Below are 25,033 nucleotides of genomic sequence, written 5' to 3' on the forward strand. Positions count from 1 at the left end.
AGCGCAGGCCGGCAGTCCCGTTCCGGGACACTGTTGTGCGTGAGACTATGAATTAGCTAATTTTCCCGGCTTGGGACGCGATTTCGGGGCGCACCCGGTTGTCCCGTTAGCCGGTCTCTGCGTTGTTCGCGCGAATGGGCATCGGTCTCGTCGCGAACGGTGGCACGCCCAGCGAAGCAGAGAGAGCACACGCATATGTCGGTTCGGATGGCCCTTGCCAAACTGTCTGCCTGCGCGGCGGGCTGCGCGATCGTGGGCGGCGGCGCCGTCCACGTGGCGGAGACCCAGGCGCAGAAGACCGAGTATCGCAAGGTGAAGGTCGCCAAGACGGCCCGGTCGACGCGCCCGGCCAAGCCTGCCCGGCGCATCGTGCGTCGCGAAGAGCCCCGGACCACCAAGCGCGTGCGCAAGATCGTCAAGCGCACCTGCTGCGACCAGCCGCAGATGGCGATGGTGCCGCTGCCGCCGCCCTACGTGCCCCCTGCGCCGGCCTACGCGGGCGGCAGCGGAGGCGGCGGCGCCCCGCTGGTGATCGGCGGCGGTCCGCTCGGCGGCTTCGGAGGCGGGTTCTTCGGCGGCTTCTTCGGTGGTGGCGGCGGCGGCGGTGGCGGCAACGTCGTGGTTACCTCCACGACCACCGGCGGGACCACGACGGGCGGCGCCGTGACCTCGACCACCACGACCACAGGGGGCCTCACCTCCACCACCTCCACGAGTTCGGGCAACGTTTCGACGACCACGACGAGCTCGGGCAACATCACCTCGACCTCGGGGAACATCTCCTCGACCTCGACGACCTCGGGCGATGTCTCGACCACGTCCGGCAACGTGTCGACCAGCACCAGCTCGTCGACCAGCACGTCGTCGTCGACCAGCACCTCGTCCTCGACCTCCTCGTCGTCCTCCACCTCCACCTCGACGAGCACATCCTCCGGCGGCTCGACCACGACCACCTCGGGCGGCACCGACGTGCCGGCGCCGCCGATGCTGATCCTCTTCGGCGCGGCGGCGGCTGCCATCGTCGCCCGCAGGCGCTTCGCCCGGGCCGAGGGGGCCTCGGCGCGCTCAGCCTGAGCGAATGGCAAGGTCGGGCACCGGCGAAAGTCGGTGCTGCGCCTCCACCCGGCTCGCCCTGAGCCGGCCCAGGCCTGGGCCATCGACGCGGCCCATCGCCCGCCCGCAGCCAAGCCCTGCCCCCAGTATGCAAGAACCCCGCCCGGCATCTGCCGGACGGGGTCCTCGTGTCTCCTGCTGAGGCTGGAGGCCGATCAGGCGGCCAGCTTGCGCAGCACGTACTGGAGGATGCCGCCGTTCATGAAGTACTCGACCTCGTTGGCGGTATCGATGCGGCAGAGCGCGGTGAAGGTGAACTTCGTGCCGTCGGCGCGGGTCACCTCGACTTCGACGTCCTGGCGCGGCTTGAGGTCGGCAACGCCCTTGATGGTGAAGCTGCAGTCGCCGTTGAGCGCCAGGGTGTGGCGGCTCTCGCCGTCCTTGAACTGCAGCGGCAGCACGCCCATGCCGACCAGGTTCGAGCGGTGGATGCGCTCGAAGCTCTCGACGATCACGGCGCGCACGCCGAGCAGGTTGGTGCCCTTGGCGGCCCAGTCACGCGAGGAACCGGTGCCGTATTCCTTGCCGGCGATCACCACCATCGGAGTCCCGTCGGCCTTGTGCTTCTGCGCGACGTCGTAGACCGCGCCCACTTCCTCGCCGTAGCGGCTCATGCCGCCCTCGATGCCCGGGACCATCTCGTTGCGGATGCGGATGTTGGCGAAGGTGCCGCGCATCATCACTTCGTGGTGGCCACGGCGCGAGCCGTAGGAGTTGAAGTCCGCCTTGGCGACCTGGTGCTCCATCAGCCACTGGCCCGCCGGGCTGTCGGCCTTGATCGAGCCGGCCGGCGAGATGTGGTCGGTGGTGATCGAATCGCCCAGGATGAGCAGCGGCTTGGCCTCGACGATGTCGGAGACCGGCGCCGGGGTCATCTCCATGCCCTCGAAGTACGGCGGGTTGGCGACGTAGGTCGAGCCTGCGCGCCACTGGTACGTCTCCGAGCCGACGACGTTGATCGACTGCCAGTGCTTGTCGCCTTCGTAGACGTTGGCGTAGCGGGCCTGGAACATGGCGCGGTCCATGCAGGTCGCCATGGTCTCGGCGACCTCGTTGTTGGTGGGCCAGATGTCCTTGAGGAACACCGGCTGGCCCGCCGTGCTGGTGCCGATCGGGGTGGTGGTGAAGTCCTCCACGACGGTGCCCTTGAGCGCGTAGGCGACGACGAGCGGCGGCGAGGCCAGGAAGTTCGCGCGCACGTCGGGCGAGACGCGGCCCTCGAAGTTGCGGTTGCCCGAGATCACGGCGCTGGCGACGATGCCGTTCTCGTTGATCGCCTTGCTGATCGGCTCGGCCAGCGGGCCGGAGTTGCCGATGCAGGTGGTGCAGCCGTAGCCGACGAGGTTGAAGCCGATGTTGTCGAGGTGCGGCTGCAGGCCGGCCTTGTTGAGGTAGTCGGTGACCACCTGCGAGCCCGGCGCCAGCGAGGTCTTGACCCAGGGCTTGGGCTTGAGGCCCAGCTCGTCCGCCTTCTTGGCGACCAGGCCGGCGGCGACCAGCACGCTCGGGTTCGAGGTGTTGGTGCAGCTGGTGATGGCCGCGATCATGACGTCGCCGTCACCGATGTCGAAGTCCTTGCCCTCGACGGGGACGCGGGCCGGTGCCTTCTTGTAGGTCGCCGCCATGTCGGCGTTGAAGACGTCGTCGACCTCGGGCAGCGAGACCCAGTCCTGCGGGCGCTTGGGGCCGGCGAGCGAGGGGACGACGGTCGACAGGTCGAGCTCGAGGGTCGAGGAGAACACCGGATCGGCAGCGCCCGGCTCCATCCAGAAGCCCTGCTCCTTGGCGTAGGCCTCGACGAGCGCGATCTGCTCTTCCTCGCGGCCCGTGAGGCGCAGGTAGTCGAGCGTCTTGTCGTCGATGCCGAAGAAGCCGCAGGTCGCGCCGTACTCGGGCGCCATGTTGGCGAGCGTCGCGCGGTCGGCGAGGCTGAGCGAGGCCAGGCCGGGGCCGAAGTACTCGACGAAGCGGCCGACCACGCCGTGCTTGCGCAGCATCGAGGTGCAGGTGAGCACGAGGTCGGTTGCGGTGACGCCTTCCTTCAGTTCGCCCACGAACTTGAAGCCGACGACCTCGGGGATGAGCATCGAGACCGGCTGGCCGAGCATCGCGGCTTCCGCCTCGATGCCGCCCACGCCCCAGCCCAGCACGCCCAGGCCGTTGACCATGGTGGTGTGGCTATCGGTGCCGACGCAAGTGTCGGGATAGGCGACCAGCTCGCCGTTCTGGTCTTCGCTGGTCCACACCGACTTGGCGATGTTCTCCAGGTTGACCTGGTGGCAGATGCCGGTGCCCGGGGGCACGGCGTAGAAGTTGGCGAGCGACTTGGAGCCCCACTTGAGGAAGTCGTAGCGCTCCATGTTGCGCTGGTATTCGATCTCCACGTTCTCTTCGAACGCCTTGGGGTGGCCGAACTCGTCGACCATGACCGAGTGGTCGATGACCAGGTTCACCGGCACCAGCGGGTTGATCTTGCTGGTGTCGCCGCCGAGCGTGGCGATGGCGTCGCGCATCGCGGCCAGGTCGACCACGCAGGGCACGCCGGTGAAGTCCTGCAGCAGCACGCGTGCCGGCCGGTACTGGATCTCGTCGCCGGTGACGGGGTTCTTCTGCCAGTCCACGATCGCGCGGATGTGATCGGTCGAGACGGTGAAGCCGGCGTCCTCGAAGCGCAGCAGGTTCTCGAGGAGGACCTTCATCGAGAAGGGCAGGCGGCTGATGTCGCCCAGTTTCTCCGAAGCCTTCTTGAGCGAGTAATAGGCGACGTTCTTGCCGCCGACGGTCATGGTGCTGCGCGTGCCGAGCGTGTCCTGTCCGACCTGAGTCATCTGGGCTTTATCCCCTTCGTGTGATGCCTCTCGCGGGCTGCCTCGCGGCGCTCCTATACCGTGCTGCAGTGCGACAGGCGGATTCGTCGCGCCGCCGATGCGCGCTTGGGGGCTTCAGGTCAAGGGGTTGGGGACCAGAGTCTGGTGCCGATTTAGCGCTTGCGCGTGCCGATCCAGCAACCGAGCACGATCAGCGCGGCGCCGGCCACGACGGCGGGGCCCAGCGCTTCGCCGAAGACCAGCCAGCCCATCAGGGCGGCCCAGAGAAAGCCGGTGTACTCGACCGGGACCAGCACCTGCGCCTCCGCCCGGGCATAGCCCCAGGAGAGGAACAGCAGCGCAATAGTGGCGAGACAAGCCCCCATCAGCGTCCACGCCAGGCTCGTCGCATCGGGCGCGGTCCAGTACAGCGGCGCGAAGGCGAGGAACAGCAGCGCGACGTTGAGGTTCTGGAACAGCGCGATCTCGACCGGGCCGGCCAGCAGCGCCTGCTTGCGCTGGAGCACGAGGTTGAGCGCGTAGAACACCGCCGACAGGACGATGGCGGCGGTGCCCTCGACCGCCTCGGGCCCGTAGGCGCCGGCGCCGAAGCGGTCGGCGCCGATCACGACCATGCCGGCGAGGCCAAGCAGGGCCGCGACGACCGCGCGGGGGCGGATCGTCTCGCCCAGCAGCAGCGCCGCGAAGTAGAGCGCGACGATGGGCGCGAAGAACGAGATCGCCATGCCCTCCGCCATCGGGATGCGCACCAGCCCGTGGAAGAACAACGCCGCCATCACCGCCGTCACCACCGAGCGCTGGAGGTGGAGCAGCGCGATCCGGCGGGTGGGGACCGGCCGGCCCGCGGCGACCCAGAGCGGCACCGTGAGCAGGGTCCCCATGACGTTGCGCAGCAGCAGCGCGGTGCCGACGCCCAGCGCCAGCGAGGCCGCCTTCATGGCCGCGTCCATCACGCTGAACGCCGCGATCCCCGCGACGACGGCGAGGACCGGCAGGAGGACGGACGGGCGATCGGGCGAGGCGGCCATGGCGAAGGGCGCTGTCGCCCGGCGCAAGGTTGTGCGCAAGCAATTCATCGCCCGGACAGGTCGCATCCTTGAAGAGACGCGCGTAAAAGCGCAAACCGATGCGGTGCGACAGGCGACTTCGGGCGCCTCCGTGCGTTATCCCCCCAGGTCTTCAGTCGGGCAGGTTCCAAGTCAATATGGTAAGTTTCATGCGGTTCGGTCCCGGCGTCGTTTCGGCGCTGACGCTTGTGGCACTCGGCATCCAGCCGGCGCAGGCGCAGAAGATCAGGACCCAGATGCCCGAGGATCTGCTGCCCCCGGCGGCGCAGGCACCCCAGGGCACGCCGGCGCCCGTTCCGGTTCCCCCCACCGCCGTACCCCCCGCGGTTCCCAGCGGCGTCCCCACCGTCTCGCAGCCCGTGGTGCAGGACGTGGTCGTGGCCGAGCCGGTCATGCCCTGGACGCTGTCCGACGCGCAGGCTCTGCTCAAGACCATCGAGTACATCGGCAAGGAAGGCCTGCTGCCGGCCGACTACCAGCCCAGCGCCCTCAAGGCCGCGATCTCCGCGGGCGAGGGCGATGCGCTCGATGCGCTGGCGAGCCGCGTGTTCGGTTGGCTGATCGAGGACCTGCGCGACGGCCGCACGCCGATGGACGCGCGGGTGCAGTGGTTCGCGGTCGATCCGGACCAGGACCTGATGCCCACGTCCGAGCTGATGGCGCAGGCGCTCTCCGCCCATGATGTGCCCGGAATCGTCGCCAAGCTCGCGCCGACGAACCCGGACTACGCCGCGCTCAAGGCCGAGCTGAACGCGACGCCCACGGCCGAAAAGGCCCGCCGCGCGCTGATCCAGGCCAACATGGACCGCTGGCGGTGGCTGGCGCGCGATCTCGGCACGGTCTACCTGATGACCAACGTGCCCGAGTTCCAGCTGCGGCTGGTGGTCAAGAACAAGATCCTGCGCACCTACAAGACCGTGGTGGGCAAGCCGGGCCGCACCGCCACCCCGCAGCTGGCCGAGACGGTGAGCGCGGTCGTGTTCAACCCCACCTGGACCGTCCCGCAATCGATCGTGAAGGGCGAGGGGCTTGGCGCGAAGGTGCTCAACAATCCGCGCTGGGCGGCGAACAACGGCTACAAGGGCACCAGGAACGCCGACGGGACGATCACCGTGGTCCAGCAGCCCGGTCCCAACAACGCGCTCGGCCTGATGAAGATCGACATGCCCAATCCGCATGCCATCTACCTGCACGACACCCCGGCCAAGTCCTACTTCAACGAGGAAGTGCGCGCCTTCAGCCACGGCTGCATCCGCACCGAGCGGGCGGTGGAACTGGGCATGACGATGGCGATCCTGGGCGCCCAGATGTCCGCTCCCGACGCGGCCGAGCTGTCGCGCGCGGGCGAGTACAAGAAGGTGGAGATGACGCGGACCTTCCCGGTCTACCTCACCTACTTCACCTTCGCGCGCGCGATCGACGGCACGCTGCAGCCCTTCGCCGACATCTACGGCCGCGACGCGCCGGTGCTGGCCGGCTTCAAGGCGGCGCGCCAGCTCAAGACGACCCAGCGCGCCAGCGAAGAGGCGATCATCCAGCTCGACAATCCGCTGTGACGACCAACGCAGCGGCGATCTAAGCGCGCGCTCCCTTGCCGGACGCCGGGTCCGCGCCCAAGTCGGCAGGGCAAGGAGAGCGCGCGATGACCGACGAGACCGCCGACCGTATCGACGAGGCCACCACCCGCATCGCCGACCTCGAGGCCGAACTCGAAGCCAGCGGCACCACCACGCGCGAGGCCGAGGCGCTCGCCCGCGCCCGCGAGGTGCTGCACGCCTGGGTGGACACGGTGTCGGCCGTGGTGGCGACACCGGGCGTGGGCCGGGTCGTGCTGATCCACGAGAACGGCGCCGAATCGCGCATCGCCTCGCCGGAACTGCCGTTCCTGCTGGCGGTGCCGGTCAGCTTCGGAGATGCGAACGACTGACCGGGCGATGGAACGGCGCAGGTGGTAGAAGCCCCTGGGCTGACGCCGCGGCCGGGCTTCGACAGGCTCAGCCTGAGCGGGAGTCGCTGGATCTCCGCGACGCAAACGTCCGCTTTCGCCCCATTCTCCCCCTTGGGGGAGGGGAACCATGCGAAGCATGGTGGAGGGGCACGGGCGATTTGCGTGACCGTGATCGTCAGGAAGTTCTGCTGCGGGCCAACGAGATGGCACGCACACCGAGGGTGCCCCTCCACCACCCTGCGGGTGGTCCCCCTCCCCGTTCCGGGGAGGATGGCTACGACGGCTGACGCCTCGTTGTTGTCGCTCAGCGCATTTTGAGAACGCGCCCGTAGCGCGCATGGCGATGGGCATCCGAAGCATGATAACAAGGGGAATGCCAATCCCGCTCGCAAGAACTTTGCCCTACACGCTGCATACAAATAGAGAGTTGGGTCTGATGCTCGCTCGAAGGAAGCCCTTAGCAGTTTTTGTCGATGGTAAGGGTCATTTTCCCGCATCGGTTGAGCGCTATCTGAGACTATTTTGTCGACATGTCGCAGACGGTCGGTTCATTCGGCGCGATCATTTTTCACCGCCCATTGAAGGGCGCAATTACCCGCTGCACCATATCTATTTTGCTTTACCTGGGGAGCAATGGCGGATCGACGAAATGATCGAACTCAAATCAAGTCTTTGCTGGTCACGCGACCACGAACGGCGGGAAGGCGAACTCCTCGGATATGAAGACTGGATGAATGACCATTTTCTTGATCGCTTCTATCCAAAGCCGACTGTTTGAAAGCCACCCATCCCGGTCGTCTGCGGTGGTCAGTAGGCGCCTGAAAGCGGCCTCGCAGTCTACGCCAAAGGGAAGCCGGATGCGATGACCGAACACACCCCCTTTTGACCGTCGCGTGATCCTCCCCGTCGCGCAGCGATGGGGAGGGGGACCGCCCGCGCAGCGGGTGGTGGAGGGGAAAGGAACCCCTCCGTCAGCCCTACGGGCTGCCACCTCCCATTCCTGCGGAGCGGGGAGGAGCTGGCCAGCTCGATCAGACATCTCCAGCCCGCTCAGCCTGAGCTTGTCGAAGGCCCCGCGGTGTGACGCTACTCCGCCCTCAGGACCGCCGGATGACCTCCAGGAAGGCGTCGCCATAGGCGTCGAGCTTGCGCGCGCCCACGCCGCCGATGCCGCCCAGCTCCGCCAGCGAGGAGGGCCGCGCCGCCGCCATTTCGCGCAGCGTCGAATCGTGGAACACCACGTAGGGGGGCACCCCGGCCTCCTGCGCCAGTTCGCGGCGCAGTTCGCGCAGCGCCTCGAAGAGCGGATCGCCCACCGGGTTCGCGCCCCCGTCGCCGCCCCGCGAGCGGCGCTTGCGTTCGGACTTGGGCGGCACCACGATCGCGACCGCCGCCTCGCCCTTGAGGATCGTCCGGGCATCGCCGCCGAGCGCCAGGCCGCCGTGCTCGGTCGCGGTCAGGCTGCCGCGGGCCTGGAGCGCACGGGCCAGGGCCTTGAGCAGCGGCTTCTCGTCCTCGGTCAGGATGCCGAAGACCGAGAGCTGGTCGTGCCCGCGCTGGAGCACGCGGTCGTCGGCCAGGCCGGACAGCACCTTCTCCAGGTGCCCCAGGCCATAGGACTGTCCGGTGCGGTACACCGCGGAGAGGAGCTTGCGCGCCAGGTCGGTGACGTCGACTACGCCCACGGGTTCGAGGCAGTTGTCGCAATTGCCGCAGGTGGGCGCCGGCTGTTCACCGAAATGGCGCAGCAGCACGGCGCGGCGGCAATCGGCCGTCTCGACCAGCCCGGCGAGCGCATCGAGGCGCTGGCGCTCGCTCTGCTGGCGGTGCGGCTCGATCTCGCCCAGCCGTTGCCGCGCGCGGGCGAAGTCGTCCGCGCCCCACAGCATGACCGCGACCGAGGGGTCGCCGTCGCGCCCGGCGCGGCCGGTCTCCTGGTAATAGGCCTCGATCGACTTGGGGATGCCGGCATGGGCCACGAAGCGCACGTCGGGCTTGTCGATGCCCATGCCGAAGGCGACGGTCGCCACCATCACCATGTCCTCCGACGCGACGAAGGCGGCCTGGTTGCGCGCGCGCACCTCAGGGTCGAGCCCGGCGTGGTAGGGCAGCACCCGCCGGCCGGTGGCGGAGGCGAGGCTTTCGGCCAGTTGCTCGACCCGCGCGCGGGTGGGGGCATAGACGATGCCGGGCCCGGGGTTCTCCTCGACGATGGCCTTGATCTGGCGCAGCGCGTTCTCGCGCGGGCGGATCGCGTAGCGGATGTTCGGCCGGTCGAACCCGGCGACGATCAGCCCTTCGTCCGGGATGCCGAGCTGGGCGAGGATGTCGCTGCGGGTGTGGTGGTCCGCCGTCGCCGTCAGCGCCAGGCGCGGCACTTGCGGGAAAGCGTCGAGCAGCGGGCGCAGCAGGCGGTAGTCGGGCCTGAAGTCGTGNGCACCCGCCGGCCGGTGGCGGAGGCGAGGCTTTCGGCCAGTTGCTCGACCCGCGCGCGGGTGGGGGCATAGACGATGCCGGGCCCGGGGTTCTCCTCGACGATGGCCTTGATCTGGCGCAGCGCGTTCTCGCGCGGGCGGATCGCGTAGCGGATGTTCGGCCCGCGTTCTCGCGCGGGCGGATCGCGTAGCGGATGTTCGGCCGGTCGAACCCGGCGACGATCAGCCCTTCGTCCGGGATGCCGAGCTGGGCGAGGATGTCGCTGCGGGTGTGGTGGTCCGCCGTCGCCGTCAGCGCCAGGCGCGGCACTTGCGGGAAAGCGTCGAGCAGCGGGCGCAGCAGGCGGTAGTCGGGCCTGAAGTCGTGGCCCCACTCGGAAACGCAGTGCGCCTCGTCGATCGCGAAGAGGCCGACCCGCGCAGCGGTGAGCAGGTCACGGAAGTACGGTTGGCTGGCGCGTTCGGGCGCGACGTAGAGCAGGTCCAGCTGGCCGGCGCGGAAGGCGTCGAGCGTCTGGCCGCGGTCGTTGTCGGCGCTGGTCAGCGTGGCGGCGCGGATGCCGTTGGCGCGGGCCGAGCGCAGCTGGTCGTGCATCAGCGCGATGAGCGGCGAGACGACGACGCAGGTGCCCTCCAGCAGCACCGCGGGCAGCTGGTAGGTCAGCGACTTGCCGGCCCCGGTGGGCATCACCGCCAGGGTGGACCGGCCGTGGAGGACGCGGTCGACCACCTGGTCCTGCACGCCGCGAAAGCCGGAGAAGCCGAACACTTCGTGCAGGGCGCGCGAGACGGCCTCGGGCCCGGGCGGCGGCGAGGGGGCGTAGTCCACCTCCAGCGGGTCGTAGCCCGGATCGGGATCACCGTAGAAGGTCGTCTCGTAAGGCCAGTCGTCGTCGTTCACGCGGGCCTCTATGGCAGAACCGGGCCGAGGGTGGAAACGCCGGGAAGGGCGCTATCCTCCACTTATGGCGCCATGGGCGACCGATCGCCTGCGCGCGGCCACAGCTCCGGATGCTTCAGCAGCAGCGCCTGCGCCAGCAGCAGCGTCTTGGCGTCGGTGAGCGCGCCGGACAGCGCCAGCGCCTTGAGTTCGTCCAGCCCCAGCTCGCGCACCGTGATCGCCTCGTGCTCGTCCTCGGCCCCGCCGCCGCTGCCGGCGCGGTCGGCGTGGGCGTAGGGTGCGAGGTAGAGCTGGATCCGCTCGGTGGAGACCGGGGACAGCGACCAGACGTTGGCGACCGGCTCGAGCGCTGCGATGCGCAGGCCGCCTTCCTCCCAGGCCTCCTCCACGATCCGCGCTTCGGGCTTTGCGCCTTCGAGGTTGCCGGCGATCACCTCCAGCAAGGGTGGCTCCCCCGCCGCGACGACCGGCGCGCGCGGCTGCTCTATGAGCATGCAGACCCGCCGCTCCGGGTCATAGGGCAGCACCGCGGCGGCCGAGCCGTTGTCGAGCAGATGGCGCTCCACCACCGTGCCGTCGGGCAGTTCCACCGCGAGCCGGGACAACTTGTACCACCCGTCGTAAAGGAGGGTCCGGCCGATAATGCGCGCTGCGGTCATGGCACCGATCCTGATCGCCGCCGCCCCCTGCTGCAAGCGCGAAGTGCGCGGCTGCGGAAAGGCGCGTAGCCGCTCTTAAAGCGAAGCTTGGCAGACCGGGCGCTATCGGGCGCTGCCACCCACGAAGAAGTCTTCGCGCCGGGTGGGAGCCACTCGAAGCCGCGGAAGCAGACATACGATGGGTTGCATGATGCCGGACGCCTGCGCGGAGCATGGCGAGCCTCGCCCGGCCGGGTTCAGCGCGGCGCCGAGCGCGGCGGAGTACGCCGAGCAGGCGCTGGTCCTCGCGATGCTGGCGCGCGAGCACGCACAGGACGACGCCCCCGTCCTGACCGCGCTGGCGCAGCACGGCTTCGACGCCGCGCTCGGCGTGCTCACGCAAACGGTGGGCGCCGGCGTGCGCGACGCCTACTTGCGCCGCCGCGCGCGCTGGCGCGCCGCACAGGCGGCCGCCCTGCGCGTCGCGGCGTCAGTCGAGGTTGGGGCGTAGCCAGCGCTCGACGGTGGACAGGTCCACCCCGCGCCGGGCGGCGTAGTCCTCCAGCTGGTCGCGGCCGATGCGAGCGACGCCGAAGTAGGCCGCTTCCGGATGCGCGAAGTAGAAGCCGGAGACCGCCGCGGTCGGCAGCATCGCCTGGCTCTCGGTCAGCACGATTCCGGCATTGTCCGAGGCCTTCAGCAGGTCGAACAGGATCGGCTTGAGCGAGTGGTCGGGGCAAGCGGGGTAGCCGGGAGCGGGACGGATGCCGCGATATTCCTCGCGGATCAGCGCCTCGTTGGTGAACTGCTCGTCCGGCGCATAGCCCCACAGCGTGGTGCGCACATGCTGGTGCATGCGCTCGGCGAAGGCCTCGGCGAAGCGGTCCGCCAGCGCTTTGAGCAGGATGTCCGAATAGTCGTCGTGCGCGGCCTGGAAGCGTTCGAGGTGCGGCTCGATGCCGTGGATCGCGACTGCGAAGCCGCCGAGCCAGTCGTCCTGGGTGTCGATGAAGTCGGCCAGGCAGAAGTTGGCGCGCCCGCGCGACTTCTTCACCTGCTGCCGCAGCATCGGGATGCGAACGTCCTCTCCTCCCGCCGTCGTGGCGGATGGGGTGACGATCACGTCGTCGCCGTCGCGGTGGGCGGGCCAGAAGGCGCAGACGCCCTTTGCGGTCAGCCACTTCTCGTCGATGATCCGGGCCAGCATCGCCTGCGCATCGGCGAAGAGGTTGGTCGCGCTCTCGCCCACCACCTCGTCCTTGAGGATCGCGGGATAGGTGCCGGCGAGTTCCCAGGCGCGGAAGAAGGGCGTCCAGTCGATCGTCGCGGCAAGGTCGGCGAGGTCCCACTCCTCGAACACGTGGAGCCCGGGCGAGACCGGCGCGGCCGGCTTCTGCGCGAAGTCCGCCGGGAAGGCGTTGGCGCGCGCCTCGGCCAGCGGCAGCAGGTCGCTCTGCCCCTTGCCTTCGCGCGCCACGCGCACTTTCTCGTACTCGCTCGCGACCGCGGTCACGAAGGGGTCCGCCTGCGTATCGGAAAGCAGCTGCGAAGCCACGCCGACCGCGCGGCTGGCGTCGAGCACGTGGACCACCGGGCCCTTGTAGGCCGGGTCGATGCGCAGCGCGGTATGGACCTTGGAGGTCGTGGCGCCGCCGATCAGCAGCGGGATGGTCATCTCGGCCCGCTGCATCTCCTCGGCCACGGTCACCATCTCGTCGAGCGAGGGGGTGATGAGCCCGGACAGGCCGATGATGTCCGCCTCGTTCTCGTTGGCGGCGTCGAGGATCTTCGTCCAGGGCACCATGACGCCGAGGTCGATCACCTCGTAGCCGTTGCACTGGAGCACGACGCCGACGATGTTCTTGCCGATGTCGTGGACGTCGCCCTTGACGGTCGCCATGACGATGCGGCCCTTGGCCTTGGCGCCGGGCTGCTTCTCCGCCTCGATGAAGGGGATGAGGTGGGCGACCGCCTTCTTCATGACGCGCGCGGACTTGACCACCTGCGGCAGGAACATCTTGCCCGATCCGAACAGGTCGCCGACCACGTTCATGCCGCCCATCAGCGGCCCCTCGATCACCTCGATGGGCCTGCCGCCGCGCGCCGCGATCTCGGCGCGGGCTTCCTCGGTATCGTCGACCACGTAGGCGTCTATGCCCTTGACCAGCGCATGCTCCAGCCGCTTGACCACGTCCCAGCCGCGCCATTCCTCGGCCGCCTTCTCTTCGGCCTTGTCCTTGCCCTTGTAGCTCTCGGCAAGCTCGATGAGCCGCTCGGTCGAGGTCTTGCCGTCCTCGCCCACGCCCGGGCGGCGCATCATGATGACGTCCTCGCAGGCCTCGCGCAGCGCGGGGTCGATCTGGTCGTAGACGTCAAGCTGGCCGGCGTTCACGATCGCCATGTCGAGCCCGGCGGGGATCGCGTGGTAGAGGAAGACCGAGTGCATGGCCCGGCGCACCGTCTCGTTGCCGCGGAAGCTGAACGAGAGGTTGGAGAGGCCGCCCGAGAAGTGGACGTGCGGGCAGCGCTGACGGATCTCCGCCACCGCCTCGATGAAGTCGAGCCCGTAGCGGTCGTGCTCCTCGATGCCGGTCGCGACGGCGAAGACGTTCGGGTCGAAGATGATGTCCTCGGGCGGGAAGCCGATGCCGGTGAGCAGCGCGTAGGCGCGCGTGCAGATCTCGATCTTGCGCGCCTTGGTGTCGGCCTGCCCGGTCTCGTCGAAGGCCATGACGACCACCGCCGCGCCATAGTCCATGCACTTGCGCGCATGCTCCAGGAACTGGTCGACGCCTTCCTTCATCGAGATCGAGTTGACGATCGGCTTGCCCGAGACGCACTTCAGGCCCGCCTCGATCACCTCCCACTTGGAGCTGTCCACCATCACCGGCACGCGTGCGATGTCGGGCTCGGCGGCGAGCAGCTTCAGGTAGGTGGTCATCGCCTCCACCGCGTCGAGCAGGCCCTCGTCCATGTTGACGTCGATGACCTGGGCGCCGTTCTCCACCTGCTGGCGCGCGACCTCGACGGCGGCCGGGTAGTCGCCCGCCATGACGAGCTTCTTGAACCTGGCCGAGCCGGTGACGTTGGTGCGCTCGCCGATGTTGACGAAGCGGGAGCCGGAGGATGCAGGGGCAGTCGAGGTCATGGGTGTTCTCGTTGAATCAACAGGTTTGCAGCAGATGCCTTCGACCAAGCCCGCTCATCCTGAGCGTGTCGAAGGATGGAAGCCTGGCGCCGCGTCTCGGGGGCTTCGACAGGCTCGGCCGGAGCGGGTTGGAGGGCGAGAGGGCTCACACCGGCGGGTCTGCGAGTTTCCGCGCCAGCACGAAGTCGTCGTAGGCCTTGCCGCCGACATCGAAGCGGCGGGTGCCCACCGTCTCGAAACCGTGCTTGGCATAGAAGGACAGCGCGCGGTGATTGTCGTCCTTGACCCCCAGCAGCAGGCGCTGCGCCCCTTTCGCCGCGTGGACGACCGCCTGCATCAGCGCGCTGGCAATCGTCGAGCCCTGGAAGCGCGAGAGGAGATAGATGCGCTTCAGCTCCACGTCGCCCTCGCGTGCATGCTCGATCTCGGGCGCGCACATCAGGGCATAGCCGATGGGCGCGCCGCCCGGCTCGATCTCCGCCAGCCACGCCTTCGCGCCAGCGGCGAGGTAGGCGCGGTAGGTGTCCGCCGAGTGCTGCCGCGCGCAGTGCGCGACGAGGCCCGCACCATCGATCATGCCGGCGAAGCTTTCGAGGAAGGTCGCCGCGCCCACCAGCGCCAGCGCCTCGGCATCCTCCGCGCCGGCCGGGCGGAGGCGCCAGATGGGAAGCGAATCCATCAGGCCACCATGGTGAAGGGCTCGAGCCCGGCGAGCCGCGTCACCGGCTCCAGCTCTGGAAGCGCGCGCGGCGCCATGCCCGCCACCTTGTCGGCGATGGCCTTGATGTGCGCCGGGGTGGAGCCGCAGCAGCCGCCCAGAACATTGACCTGGCCCGCGACCGCCCATTCACCCACGAAGCCCGCCGTCGTGTCGGGCATCTCGTCGTAGGCGCCCAGTTCGTTGGGGAGCCCGGCGTTGGGGTAGATCATGATGAGGGTGTCGGCGATCTCCGACAGCGTCTTGACGTGCGGGCGCAGCTGCGTCGCCCCGAACGAGCAGTTGAGGCCGATGGTCACCGGCTTCGCGTGCCGCACCGCATGCCAGAACGCCTCGACCGTATGGCCCGAGAGGTTGCGGCCCGACAGGTCGGTCAGCGTCATCGACAGCATGATCGGCACTTCCCTGGGAGTACCGGGGCGGCCCAACTCCTGCTCCAGCTGGCGCACCGCCATGATACCGGCCTTGGCGTTCAGGGTGTCGAACACCGTCTCGATCAGGATGAAGTCCGCGCCGCCTTCGACCAGGGCAGCGGCCTGTTCCTTGTAGACGTCCACCAGCGTGTCCCAGTCGATCTCGCGATAGCCCGGATCGTTGACGTCGGGGCTGAGCGAGAGCGTCTTGTTCGTCGGGCCGATGGCGCCGGCGACGAAGCGGGGTCGGCCGTCCCGGGCCTGGTATTCGTCGGCCAGCTTGCGCGCCAGCTTCGCCGATTCCACGTTGATCTCGCGCACCAGATGCTCGGCGCCGTAATCGGCCTGGCTGATGCGGTTAGCCGAGAACGTGTTGGTCTCGGCGATGTCGGCACCCGCCTCGAAGTACGCGCGGTGGATCGCCTCGGGCACCTCGGGCTTGGTCAGCGCGAGGATGTCGTTGTTGCCCTTCTGGTCGTGCCCGAGCCCCAGAGTGCCGGCATAGTCGGCTTCCGAGAGCTTCCAGTTCTGGATCTCGGTGCCGAACGCGCCGTCGGTGATGAGGATGCGCTTGGCCGCCTCGGCGAGGAAGGTGTCACGAACGCTCATCCGACGAGCTCCTTGGGGCGCAGTCCGAGCAGCTGGCAGATCGCGTAAGCCTGCTCGGCGCGGTTGAGGGTATAGAAGTGGAAGTCGCGCACGCCGCCTTCATAGAGGCGCTTGCACAAGTCCGCGGCGGCGACCGCGGCGACGAGGGCGCGCGGGCCGGGGCGCTCGTCGAGCCCCTCGAACATCGTCTCCAGCCAGCCCGGGATCTCGGTGTTCCCGGACATGCGGCGGATCGCGGAGAAGCTCGTCACGGGCATGATGCCGGGCAGGATCGGCGCGGTGATGCCCGCCGCCAGCGCCTTGTCGAGGAAGCGGAAGTAGGCGTCGGTCGAGAAGAAGAACTGCGTGATCGCCCGCGTGGCGCCGGCGTCGATCTTGCGCTTGAGATTGTCGAGGTCCACCTCGGCGCTGACCGCCTCGGGGTGGACTTCGGGATAGGCCGCGACCGAGATCTCGAAGTCGTGGCGCTTGCGCAGTCCTTCGACCAGTTCGGCGGCGCTGGCGTAGCCTTCCGGGTGCGGCACGAAGCGGCCGCCATCGGTGGGCGGCGGATCGCCGCGCAGCGCGACGATGTGGCGCACGCCCGCGTCCCAGTACTGGTCGACCACCTCCCCGATCTCGTCCTTGCTCGCGGCCACGCACGTGAGGTGCGCGGCGGGAACCAGCGCGGTCTCGCGCACGATCCGCGACACGGTGGCATGGGTGCGCTCGCGCGTGGAGCCGCCGGCGCCATAGGTCACCGAGACGAAGCTCGGGTCGAGCGGCGCCAGCTGGGTGATCGCGTCCCACAGCTGCTCCTCCATCTTCTCCGTCTTGGGCGGGAAGAATTCGAAGGAGACGGAGATGTCGCCGGCAGCCCCTGCGAAGAGCGGGGTTTCGGCCGGGCGTGAGGCAGCGGTCATCGGGTGGTCTCTCGGTCTTGTGCGGCTGCAGCGGTGGGCGCGGTTACACCATCGCGCCGTGCAGTCCAGATCTTAACGGTCAGGGGATCCCCCGCCAACGCGACCGGCGGCGCGGGTTCGAGGCCGGCGGCGGCCAGGTGGGCGCGCATCTGTTCGTCGGAGAAGCCCAGGCGCGCGTGGGCGTGGCGCTCGCGCAGCTCCTCGCGCTCGTGGGCGGCGAGATCGACCACGGCGATGCGTCCGCCGCGCCGCAGCACGCGCGCGGCCTCGGCCAGCACCGCGCCGGGGTCCTGCGCATAGTGCAGCACCTGGTGGAACAGCACGGTGTCGAAGGCATCGGCGGCGAAGGGGAGGGTGGTGAAATCGCCCTGCACCAGGTCCACCTTGTCTGCCGGCAGCTCCTGCAGGCGGGCCCGGGCGATGCGCAGCATCTCCGGGCTCTTGTCCAGCGCTGTCACGCGCCCGGCGCGGGCGGAGAGGAGCTGCGCCATGCGTCCGGTGCCGGTGCCGACGTCCAGCAGCGCGCCGATCGGCTCGGGCTCCAGCGCGGCAAGGAGCGCCGCCTCGACCGGCTCGTCGGCGCCGTGGAGCCGGCGCAGGGTGTCCCATTCGGCCGCATGGCGCGCGAAGTAGGCCTGCGCGCTCGCCTCGCGCCCGGCGCGGATCGCCGCCAGGTGCCTGCGATCCTCGGCACAGCGCCCGGCGAACTGCGCATCGTCGCGCTCGGCCACGGCGAGCAGGTGCGCGGCCGCGCGGCCGAGCGGCGACTGGCCGGCGATCGGGTGCTCCTCGCTGACGGCGCTGCGCAGGAACACCCAGCTGCCTTCCTTGCGGCGCTCGGCCAGGCCGGCGTCGCACAGGATCCGGGTGTGGCGCGAGACGCGCGGCTGGCTTTGCCCCAGCACTTGCGCGAGTTCGCCCACCGCAAGCTCCATGTGCGCGAGCAGGCGCATGATGCGCAGCCGCGTCGGCTCCGAAAGAGCTCTGAGGAGGGGGTCGATCCGCATCGCCAATCATATAAAGATATCTTTATATGTGCGCAAGCCCGAGGAAATCAGCGGATTTTAGCCCTTTGCATTCCTATTTGCGTTGCACCATTGTCTCGTCTAAAGATTGGCACCGCAGGCTTGCCTGCAAGCGTTGGCCTATGGGCCAAACAATGCAAGGGGATTCGCATGAAGAAGATTGCTTTCGCCGCGTTCGCGTCGGTCGCCGCTCTGTCGCTCGCTGCTTGCGGCAGCGAGCCCGCTCCCACGGAGACCGAGTCGGTCGAGACCACTCCGGAAGAGCTGATGACCGGTGACGCCACCGACCTGCCGACCGAGGCTCCGTCCGAGGCGATGTAATCCGGCGAGCGGGGCTGGCGCCGTCCTCGCGACACGCCGGCCCCCGCCGCTTCCTGGCCCGGCACCCGTCGGGACCTACCGGGAAGGCGGCTGCACGACGGACATAAAGCCCTCCCCGGCGGGAGGGTTTTTTGTATCCGCCGTCGGCCCATACCACCGGCCGCACCAGCGGTCCGCACCGGCGTCCCGGCACGCCCCTCACCCGTCTGGAAACAGGCGGGTTTTCGTTTGCACTGGCCCCGGGCGCCGGGCATCAACCGGGCCATGCCCGACACGCTGAAGATCACGCTCGCGCAGCTCAACCAGTCGGTGGGGGACATCCCCGGCAACGCCCGGGACGTGCTCGCGGCGCGGGAGAAGGCACCGGGCAGCGATCTCATCGTCTTTCCCGAACTCCACCTGATCGGCTACCCGCCCGAGGACCTGATCCTCAAGCCCTCGCTGATCGAGCGGGCGGCGGCGCAGCTGCAGGTCCTGGCCGAGGCGACCGCGGACGATGGCCCGGCGATGCTGGTCGGTTCGGCCTTCGTGCGCGATGGCGCCCTGCACAACGGGGTGGCCCTGCTGGACCAGGGGCGGGTCGCGGCCGTGCGCCTCAAGCACGAGCTGCCCAACTATGGCACGTTCGACGAAATGCGGCTGTTCCAGCCCGGGCCGCTGCCCGAACCCGTGGTCGTGCGCGGGACGATGATCGGCGTGCCGATCTGCGAGGACATCTGGCGACCCGAGGTTTGCCGCCATCTGGCGGCGTTCGGCGCCGAGATGTTCGTGTGCGTCAACGGCAGTCCCTACGAGATCAACAAGGATGCGCTGCGCATCGAAGGCGTGGCCAAGCGCCGCGCCGTGGATACCGCGCTGCCGCTGGCTTACCTCAACCGCGTCGGCGGGCAGGACGAGCTGGTCTTCGACGGGGCCAGCTTCGTGGTCAACGGCGACGGTGCGCTGGCGGTGCAGCTGCGCGACTGGGACGCGCAGGTCGTCGAGACGCGGTGGACCAAGACCGCGCAGGGCTGGCGCTGCGACCGCGGGCAGGTCGAGCCGCTCGCGGTCCATCCCGAGGACATCTACTGCGCCATGGTGGTGGCCCTGCGTGACTACGTCGAGCGCAACGGCTTTCCCGGCGTCGTGCTGGGGCTGTCGGGTGGCCTTGATTCTGCCACCTGCGCCGCGATCGCGGTGGATGCCCTGGGGGCGGAACGGGTCTGGGCGGTGATGATGCCCTCGCGCTTCACCAGCGCGCAGAGCCGCGCCGACGCGGCCGATTGCGCGCGCATGCTGGGCATCCGCTACTCCGAGATGCCGATCGGTCCGGGAGTGGACGGCATGGACGCGATGCTGGGCGAGGCGCTGGAAGGTACGGCGCGCGACGTCGCGGAGGAGAACCTGCAGTCGCGCGTGCGCGGGATGGCGCTGATGGCGCTGTCGAACAAGTTCGGGCCGATGCTCGTGACCACCGCCAACAAGAGCGAGATGAGCGTGGGTTACGCCACCCTCTACGGCGACATGTCGGGTGGGTACAATCCGCTCAAGGACGCCTACAAGACCACCGTGTGCGCGATCGCCCGCTGGCGCAACGGCCACCGGCCGCGGGTGGGGCTCGGCCCGCAGGGACCGGTGATGCCCGATAGCACCCTGGTCCGCGAACCCAGCGCCGAACTGCGCGATGCGCAGCGCGACACCGACAGCCTGCCGCCTTACGAGATCCTCGATCCGATCCTGATCGGCCTGGTCGAGCACGACAAGAGCGTGGAGCAGCTCGCCGCCGAAGGCTTCGACCGGGCGACCGTGCAGGGGGTGGAGCGCCTTCTCCACCGCGCCGAGTACAAGCGCCGCCAGGCGCCCCCGGGCGTCAAGCTCACCGCGCGCAACTTCGGCCGCGACCGGCGCTACCCGATCACCCACGCCTTCCGGAGCGGGTGATCGCGAAAGGGTGCGCGGGGCAGGCGCGGCTCAGTAGGCGAAGCTCAGCGTCACCACGGCGCTGCGAGGGGCGCCGTAGTAGGCCTGGCCCCACTTGAGGCTGTTGAGATACTTCGTGCCGGTCACGTTGCGCAGGTTGAGGCTGGCGCGCAGGCTGTCGATCACGCGGATGCCCGCCATGAGGTCGAGGATGGCGTAGTCCTTCTGCCGCAGCACCACGTCGCCTTCGACAAGGCCATAGCCGGCGACGTCGGTGAGCAGCGTGTCGGTGCCGTTCTGCCAGCGCAGCTGTGCTCCCAGCGTGAGGTCGTTCAACTCCGGCACCGCATAGGTCGTCGCCAGCTTGAGGGATCTCGTCGGGATCCAGGTGCGGGTGTCCGCACCCTCGTCGTCCTCGATGTCGAGGAAGGTGAAGCCGCCGCTCAGGCTCCAGTTCTCGGTGACGTTGCCGGCCAGCTCGATCTCGAAGCCGGTCGAGGTGGTGTCGGTGGCATCGTAGTAGCTGTCGAACGGCTTGCCCTGGCATGCGTCCCCGCTTTCGCCGGGGGCGCAGCCGTTCTCGTCGAAGCTGCCGGCGAAGTTCGCGAGGCCCTTCTGCTTGGCCTTGAACACCGCCGCGGTGGCGTAGAGCCGGCCGTCGAACCAGGTGCTCTTGACGCCGGCTTCCAGGCTGGTGCCCTTGGCCGGGTCGAGCCGGCGGTTGTCGATGGCGACCTCGACCTGCGGATTGTAGATGTCGGTGTAGCTTGCGTAGAAAGAGACAGCGGGCGTGAGGTCGTAGACCAGGCCGACATAGGGGCTGACCTTGCTGTCCTTGCGCGCCTGGCTGGTGCCGTAGGAGAAGCCGGTCGACTTGATCCACATGGCGCTGGCGCCGACCACGGCCTTGAGCTGATCGGCCAGGTTGAGGTGCGCCGCGCCGTAGACGCGGGTCAGCCGGTCCGAATAGTCTGCCGCCAGGTACGAACCGGGGTAGCTCGGCTCCGGGATATCGGTTTCGCCCCATTCGGAAGGGGCCGGATAGACGATCGTGTCTGCGGAGAAATCCTCCAGCTCGATCGCATCCGACTTCGACACGGAGACCCCCAGCGCCAGCTTGTGCGCGCGTCCGAACAGCTGGAACGGGCCCGACAGGTACACGTCGCCCAGGTACTGCTTGTAGTCCGAGGGGTAGATGCCGCTCATGCCGAAGACGCCCTCTCCGGTCTCGCGGTCCGGGTAGCCGTAGGCGTAGAGCAGCTTCGATTCCTCCTCGAAGCGGCGATACGTGAAAATCCCGGTGAGCGACCAGTCGTCGCCGAAGTCGTAGACGAGTTCGCCGAAGGCGCTCTGGTCCTTGGTGTCCCAGTAGGTCCAATCCGCGGAGGTCGTCGCCGAGCGCGGCAGGTCGATGCGCGTGCCGTCGGTGTAGACGAGCGGGATGGCGCCCCACAGCACGCCGTCCGCATCGTTCTCCTGGCGGGTGTAGCCCAACGTCGCGCGCAGGTCCGGGGTGGCCTGCCAACGCAGGATGGCGCCGTAGACGTCGCGGTTGACGTGGTTGTAGTCGAGGTGCCCGTCGCGGTCCTCGTGGGCGTAGATCGCGCGGACCGCCAAGGTGTCGGTCAGCGGCACGTTGGCGTCGCCTTCGAAGCGCCAGTAGTCCCGGGTGCCGACCTGTCCGGAGGCGAAGACCTTGAGATCGTCTCCCGGCCGCTTGCGCACGTAGTTCACGGTGGCGGACGGGTTGCCGATCCCGGTCATGATCGCGTTGGCGCCGCGCACCACCTCGACGTTCTCGTACAGCGCGGTGTCGAGATCACCGAACTGGATGCCCCAGGCCAGCGGCAGGCCGATGCCGTCCACCTGGAAGTTGGAGACGTCGAACCCGCGCGAGCTGAAGTAGGTGCGGTCGGTCTCCACCCGCTCGACATTGAGGCCCACCACCTGCTCCAGCAGGTCGTTGACGTTGGTCAGCGCGAAGTCCTGGATGCGCTTGCGATCGATGATCGTGACCGACTGCGGCGTTTCCTTGATGGACAGCGACAACGCCGTGGCGGAGCTGGACGGCTGCTCGGCGGCGGTGGTGACGATGATCGTCCCATCCGGCTCCACCGTGCCCTCGGCGGCCTGGGCATGAGCCGCCGCGTGGAAGCACGGAAAGGCGAGCAGCGTACCGGCAAGCAGCGCGTGGCGAGACAGGCGCATCAAGGATCCCCCGATTGTTTCTGGACGATTGCGCTCTAGGCATGATGGTAATGCGAGTCAATCGCAACAGGGATGTCTCGACGCCCGTGTCGCCACTTCGTGCAGTCCGGTTTTGACCTTGCGCAGGCCCCGGCCTAATCGCGGCGCATGACCGTCACCCGCTTCGCTCCTTCGCCCACCGGGCATCTCCACGTCGGCAACCTGCGCACGGCGCTGCACAACTGGCTGCTGGCCAAGCGCGAGGGCGGGCGCTTCCTGCTGCGCATCGATGACACCGACGCGGCACGCTCACGCGAGGAGTTCGTTGCCGCGATCCGGGAGGACCTGGCCTGGCTGGGTCTCCAGCCCGATGGCGAGGAGCGGCAGTCCGCGCGCTCCGCGATCTACGAAGAGGGGTTCGACCGGCTCCGGGCGGCGGGGCGTGTCTATCCGTGCTGGGAAACCCCCCAAGAGCTCGAGCTCAAGCGCAAGGTGCTCCTGGGGCGCGGGTTGCCGCCGATCTACGACCGCGCCGCCCTGAAGCTCGCTGCCGAGGAGAAGGAGGCCCGCATCGCGGCGGGCGACCTGCCGCACTGGCGGTTCCTGCTCGACCATGAGGAGCCGATCGCCTGGCACGACGGGGTGCGCGGGCCGCAGGCGTTCGACCCCGCGCAGATGAGCGACCCCGTCGTGCGCCGGGCGGACGGATCGTGGCTCTACATGCTGCCCTCGGTGATCGACGACATTGCCATGGGCGTGACCCGGATCCTGCGCGGCGAGGACCACGTGTCGAACACGGCTGCGCAAGTGCAGATGTTCACGGCCCTCGGTGCCGCGGTTCCGGGCTTTGCCCACGAGGCGCTGCTGGTCGGCAGCGAGGGCAAGCTGTCTAAGCGGCTCGGCTCGCTGGGGGCGGCGCACTTCCGCGAGGCCGGCATCGAGCCGCAGGCGCTCGTCGCGCTGCTCGGCCGGCTGGGGACCAGCGACCCGGTCGATCCCGGCCTGGACCTGGAGGCGCTCGCCGCCGATTTCGACCTGGCGCGCTTCGGTCGGGCGCCCGCGCGCTTCGACGAGGCCGAACTGGAGCGGGTGAACGCCGCCATCGTCCATGCCCTGCCCTTCGACGCCGTGGCGGCGCGCCTCCCCGCGGGGATGGACGCCTCGGCCTGGGAGGCGGTGCGGCCTAACCTCTCGCGTGTCGCCGAGGCGCAGGACTGGTGGCGGGTCGTGACGGGACCCGTCGCCGCTCCCGAACTGGCGCAGGAGGAGCGCGCCTACTGCCGCCGTGCCGCCGAGGTGCTGGAGCGGCTGGAATGGGGCGAGGGCCCGTGGAAGGCGCTCACCGCCTCGCTGAAGGACGAGACCGGGCGCAAGGGCAAGGCGCTGTTCCTGCCGCTGCGGCAGGCACTGACGGGGATGGACCATGGCCCCGACATGGCCGCGCTGCTCCTGCTGATCGGGCGGGATGCCGCGCTCGCGCGGCTGCGCGCAGCGGCCGATTAGCACCGCGATAGCGCCGCGACAGCGCAACATTAAGCCTGTTTACACGCGCGCCGCTTCCCGCTAGTGGCGCCCGGATGTTCGCCAAGCTGATCATTATTACCACTCCGAAACCGACTGCCATGGCGCGGTCGGTGTCGGTGGTGCGCGTGATCTAGCCCACCCGGACATCGACCCCGCACACGGCAGGCGGGGCTTCTTCACATCGCAAGACACGGACCCTCGCGCTGCTCCACTTCTCAGTAGGAGACGCCTAGTCATGGTTCACAAGTTCGCCCCCGGTCAGCAGCTCAACGTCGGCGTCGTCGGCGCGACCGGGCTCGTCGGCACGATGATCCGCGAGATCCTTGCCGAGCGGAACTTTCCCCTCGCCAGCCTGCGCCTGTTCGCCTCGGCGCGCTCCGCCGGCAAGACCGTCGACGGCATCGTCGTCGAGGATGCGGCGACGGCCGACTACGCCGGGCTCGACGTGGTGCTGTTCTCGGCCGGCGGCTCCACCTCCAAGGCGCTGGCCCCCAAGGTCGCGGCCGCGGGCGCGATCGTGATCGACAACAGCTCGGCCTGGCGCTCGGACCCGCAGGTGCCGCTCGTCGTCGCCGAGGTGAACCCGCAGGCGCTCGCCGACCTGCCCAAGGGCATCATCGCCAATCCCAACTGCACGACGATGGCGGCGATGCCGGTGCTGCGCCCCCTGCACGAGGAGGCGGGCCTCACGCGCCTCGTCGTCTCGACCTACCAGGCGGTCTCGGGCGGCGGCCTCGAAGGGATCGACGTGCTCGCCCGCCAGCTGGCCCACGTCGGCGACAAGGCGCGCGAACTCGCCACCGGCGGGCACGACCTGCTGCCGGGGGCCGAGAAGTGGGCGGTGCCGATGGCGCACAACGTGGTGCCGCTGAACTACGTCTATGCCGAGGACGGCTATACCGAGGAGGAGATCAAGCTGCGCGACGAGAGCCGCAAGATCCTGGCGATCCCGGACCTGCGAGTGGCCGCCACCTGCGTGCGCGTGCCGGTCTTCACCGGGCATTCGCTGTCGATCCATGCCGAGTTCGACCGGCCGCTGAGCCCCGAGCGCGCGCTCGAGCTGCTGGGATCGGCACCGGGCGTGGTGGTGAGCGAAGTGCCCAACCCGCTGGAAGCGACCGGCCAGGACCCGGTCTTCGTGGGCCGCGTGCGCCGCGACACGAGCACGGACAACGGCCTGGTGCTCTTCGTGGCGAGCGACAACTTGCGCAAGGGCGCCGCGCTCAACGCGGTGCAGATCGCCGAGGCCCTGCTGGGCTGAGCAGAAGGGGGGCAGACCGCCCCCCTTCCACCACCCGCTGTGCGGCCCGGAGGGGCTGCCGCCTAGGGTTGGTACTCAATAAGCTTGCGTGTTGTG

18 protein-coding genes and 2 pseudogenes are annotated in these 25,033 nt (G+C 69.0%); 9 read left to right on the plus strand and 11 right to left on the minus strand.

Annotated elements, in window-relative coordinates; translation table 11 throughout:
* Window positions 1-207: 207 nt before the first annotated feature.
* Entirely contained in the window at window positions 208-1,074 is an 867-nt protein-coding gene (locus ACFFJC_RS13575) for a PEP-CTERM sorting domain-containing protein (protein ID WP_379488017.1), read from the plus strand.
* 194 nt (window positions 1,075-1,268) lie between these two features.
* Here the strand turns inward: ACFFJC_RS13575 and acnA are convergent, their stop codons facing one another.
* Both acnA and ACFFJC_RS13585 read right to left on the minus strand, forming a co-directional pair.
* A complete protein-coding gene (gene acnA / locus ACFFJC_RS13580; protein ID WP_379488018.1) occupies window positions 1,269-3,941 on the minus strand; it encodes an aconitate hydratase AcnA in 2,673 nt (890 codons plus the stop codon).
* Between the two features lie 152 nt (window positions 3,942-4,093).
* Window positions 4,094-4,969 carry a DMT family transporter gene (locus ACFFJC_RS13585; protein ID WP_379488041.1) on the minus strand — a complete coding sequence of 292 codons (876 nt, stop codon included), beginning with the start codon at window positions 4,967-4,969 and terminating at the stop codon, window positions 4,094-4,096.
* Between the two features lie 176 nt (window positions 4,970-5,145).
* On the opposite strand from ACFFJC_RS13585, the gene ACFFJC_RS13590 reads away from it, so the two are divergent.
* From ACFFJC_RS13590 to ACFFJC_RS13600, 3 genes are all read left to right on the plus strand, one after another.
* Window positions 5,146-6,564, plus strand: a complete 1,419-nt coding sequence (locus ACFFJC_RS13590; RefSeq protein WP_379488019.1) for a L,D-transpeptidase family protein — start codon at window positions 5,146-5,148, stop codon at window positions 6,562-6,564.
* A gap of 86 nt (window positions 6,565-6,650) precedes the next feature.
* Window positions 6,651-6,935, plus strand: a complete 285-nt coding sequence (locus ACFFJC_RS13595) for a hypothetical protein (protein WP_379488020.1) — start codon at window positions 6,651-6,653, stop codon at window positions 6,933-6,935.
* 358 nt (window positions 6,936-7,293) lie between these two features.
* Entirely contained in the window at window positions 7,294-7,734 is a 441-nt protein-coding gene (locus ACFFJC_RS13600) for a hypothetical protein (protein WP_379488021.1), read from the plus strand.
* 319 nt (window positions 7,735-8,053) lie between these two features.
* On the opposite strand, the pseudogene ACFFJC_RS13605 reads toward ACFFJC_RS13600, so the two are convergent.
* From ACFFJC_RS13605 to ACFFJC_RS13615, 3 genes and pseudogenes are all read right to left on the minus strand, one after another.
* Window positions 8,054-9,391 (minus strand): annotated as a pseudogene (locus ACFFJC_RS13605) (RecQ family ATP-dependent DNA helicase); the annotation flags it as partial.
* Window positions 9,392-9,393: 2 nt separating this feature from the next.
* Window positions 9,394-10,220: pseudogene (locus tag ACFFJC_RS13610) on the minus strand (RecQ family ATP-dependent DNA helicase); the annotation flags it as partial.
* A gap of 134 nt (window positions 10,221-10,354) precedes the next feature.
* A complete protein-coding gene (locus tag ACFFJC_RS13615; RefSeq protein ID WP_379488022.1) occupies window positions 10,355-10,951 on the minus strand; it encodes an NUDIX hydrolase in 597 nt (198 codons plus the stop codon).
* A gap of 187 nt (window positions 10,952-11,138) precedes the next feature.
* Between ACFFJC_RS13615 and ACFFJC_RS13620 the strand changes: the two genes are divergently transcribed.
* Window positions 11,139-11,441, plus strand: a complete 303-nt coding sequence (locus ACFFJC_RS13620; protein WP_379488023.1) for a hypothetical protein — start codon at window positions 11,139-11,141, stop codon at window positions 11,439-11,441.
* On the opposite strand, the gene metH is transcribed toward ACFFJC_RS13620, so the two are convergent.
* The 5 genes from metH to ACFFJC_RS13645 all read right to left on the minus strand — a co-directional run bounded on the left by metH (window position 11,421) and on the right by ACFFJC_RS13645 (window position 17,727).
* On the minus strand, window positions 11,421-14,078 hold the full coding sequence (gene metH, locus ACFFJC_RS13625; RefSeq protein WP_379488024.1) for a methionine synthase: 2,658 nt from the start codon (window positions 14,076-14,078) through the stop codon (window positions 11,421-11,423). The two genes, ACFFJC_RS13620 and metH, sit on opposite strands and share 21 nt — an antisense overlap.
* A gap of 145 nt (window positions 14,079-14,223) precedes the next feature.
* Window positions 14,224-14,757: a GNAT family N-acetyltransferase gene (locus tag ACFFJC_RS13630; RefSeq protein ID WP_379488025.1), complete on the minus strand. Its 534-nt coding sequence runs from the start codon at window positions 14,755-14,757 to the stop codon at window positions 14,224-14,226.
* Window positions 14,757-15,818 carry a homocysteine S-methyltransferase family protein gene (locus ACFFJC_RS13635; protein ID WP_379488026.1) on the minus strand — a complete coding sequence of 354 codons (1,062 nt, stop codon included), beginning with the start codon at window positions 15,816-15,818 and terminating at the stop codon, window positions 14,757-14,759. Before ACFFJC_RS13635 ends, ACFFJC_RS13630 begins: the two co-directional genes overlap by 1 nt.
* On the minus strand, window positions 15,815-16,720 hold the full coding sequence (metF, locus tag ACFFJC_RS13640; protein ID WP_379488027.1) for a methylenetetrahydrofolate reductase [NAD(P)H]: 906 nt from the start codon (window positions 16,718-16,720) through the stop codon (window positions 15,815-15,817). Before metF ends, ACFFJC_RS13635 begins: the two co-directional genes overlap by 4 nt.
* Entirely contained in the window at window positions 16,717-17,727 is a 1,011-nt protein-coding gene (locus ACFFJC_RS13645) for an ArsR/SmtB family transcription factor (RefSeq protein WP_379488028.1), read from the minus strand. Before ACFFJC_RS13645 ends, metF begins: the two co-directional genes overlap by 4 nt.
* Window positions 17,728-17,895: 168 nt before the next feature.
* On the opposite strand from ACFFJC_RS13645, the gene ACFFJC_RS13650 reads away from it, so the two are divergent.
* Window positions 17,896-18,066, plus strand: coding sequence for a hypothetical protein (locus tag ACFFJC_RS13650; protein ID WP_379488029.1), 171 nt, complete (start codon window positions 17,896-17,898; stop codon window positions 18,064-18,066).
* A gap of 264 nt (window positions 18,067-18,330) precedes the next feature.
* Window positions 18,331-19,986: an NAD+ synthase gene (locus ACFFJC_RS13655; protein ID WP_379488030.1), complete on the plus strand. Its 1,656-nt coding sequence runs from the start codon at window positions 18,331-18,333 to the stop codon at window positions 19,984-19,986.
* A 30-nt stretch (window positions 19,987-20,016) separates the two neighbouring features.
* Here the strand turns inward: ACFFJC_RS13655 and ACFFJC_RS13660 are convergent, their stop codons facing one another.
* Window positions 20,017-22,173 (minus strand): TonB-dependent siderophore receptor, encoded by a 2,157-nt coding sequence (locus tag ACFFJC_RS13660; RefSeq protein WP_379488031.1) that lies wholly within the window; start codon window positions 22,171-22,173, stop codon window positions 20,017-20,019.
* 147 nt (window positions 22,174-22,320) lie between these two features.
* Between ACFFJC_RS13660 and ACFFJC_RS13665 the strand changes: the two genes are divergently transcribed.
* Complete coding sequence (locus ACFFJC_RS13665) at window positions 22,321-23,655, plus strand: glutamate--tRNA ligase (protein WP_379488032.1); 1,335 nt, start codon at window positions 22,321-22,323, stop codon at window positions 23,653-23,655.
* A 256-nt stretch (window positions 23,656-23,911) separates the two neighbouring features.
* On the plus strand, window positions 23,912-24,937 hold the full coding sequence (locus tag ACFFJC_RS13670; protein WP_379488033.1) for an aspartate-semialdehyde dehydrogenase: 1,026 nt from the start codon (window positions 23,912-23,914) through the stop codon (window positions 24,935-24,937).
* The last annotated feature ends 96 nt before the right edge of the window (window positions 24,938-25,033 follow it).

Source organism: Novosphingobium soli, from assembly GCF_042432915.1.
Taxonomy (GTDB): Bacteria; Pseudomonadota; Alphaproteobacteria; order Sphingomonadales; family Sphingomonadaceae; genus Novosphingobium; species Novosphingobium soli.